Source organism: Actinomadura napierensis, assembly GCF_039529375.1.
GTDB lineage: Bacteria > Actinomycetota > Actinomycetes > Streptosporangiales > Streptosporangiaceae > Spirillospora > Spirillospora napierensis.
This window is the reverse complement of the sequence record NZ_BAAAMR010000279.1, coordinates 1-900: the sequence shown is the minus strand read 5'-3', so window position 1 is coordinate 900 and position 900 is coordinate 1. Positions and strand designations below refer to the sequence as shown.

General features: G+C 68.2%; 1 protein-coding gene. It reads right to left on the bottom strand.

Going from position 1 to position 900, the window contains the following annotated elements; all coding sequences use genetic code 11:
- Positions 1-18 precede the first annotated feature (18 nt).
- A protein-coding gene (locus tag ABD296_RS49425) for an IS5 family transposase (protein ID WP_344285476.1) occupies positions 19-806 on the bottom strand; the annotation gives its coding sequence in 2 pieces (ribosomal slippage) (positions 19-473 and positions 473-806; 789 coding nt in all).
- Positions 807-900 lie beyond the last annotated feature (94 nt).

Genomic DNA, 900 nt, shown 5'->3' with positions numbered 1-900 from the left:
TTAGAGGTCCTAACAGAATCAGCGGACGAGGCGTCGCCAGCAGATGATGGCTGCGGCGAGGGTCATGAAGGCTTCGTGGATGTCGTCGCGGATCTCCCAGCGGATGCGCAGGCGGCGGAACCAGTGCAGCAGGCCGATGGTGCGTTCGACGACGTAGCGGTGGACACCCAGGCCGGACCCGTGCGGGGTACCGCGGCGGGCGATGACCGGTTTGATGCCCTTGGCCCACACCAGGCGCCGGTACTTGTCGTGGTCGTAGCCGCGGTCGGCCAGCAGCCGCCCGGGTCTTCGACGAGGTCGACCGATCCGGCCGCGCACGGGTGGCACCGCCTCCAGCAATGGCATCAGCTGGGTGACGTCGTTGCGGTTCCCGCCGGTCAGCGACAAGGCGAGCGGGGTGCCGTGGCCGTCGGTCAGCAGGTGGTGTTTGGAGCCCGGCCGGCCGCGGTCGACCGGGCTCGGACCGGTTTTGGGCCGCCCTTCAAAGCCCGTACGTGGGAGCTGTCGATCACCGCCCTGGACCAGTCCAGCTGCCCGGCGGCGTGCAGTTCTTCCAGCAGCAGACGGTGCAGCCGCTCCCACACCCCGGCCCGGTGCCATTCGGCCAGCCGCCGCCAGCACGTCATGCCCGACCCGAACCCCAGCTCCTGGGGCAGGAACTCCCACCGGATCCCGGTGTGCAACACGAACAAGATCCCGCACAACACCCTGCGGTCCTCCAACCGCTTACGCCCGGCGTGACGCCTGCGGCGCTCCACCTTCGGCAGCAGCGGCTCGATCCGCTCCCACAGGCTGTCGGGCACGATCCACGGGGGTTGCTCGCCCTTACGCACCCGCCCACACCACACCCGACCATCACTACATGTCGCGCCACATACACATTTTGTTATGACCTCTTAG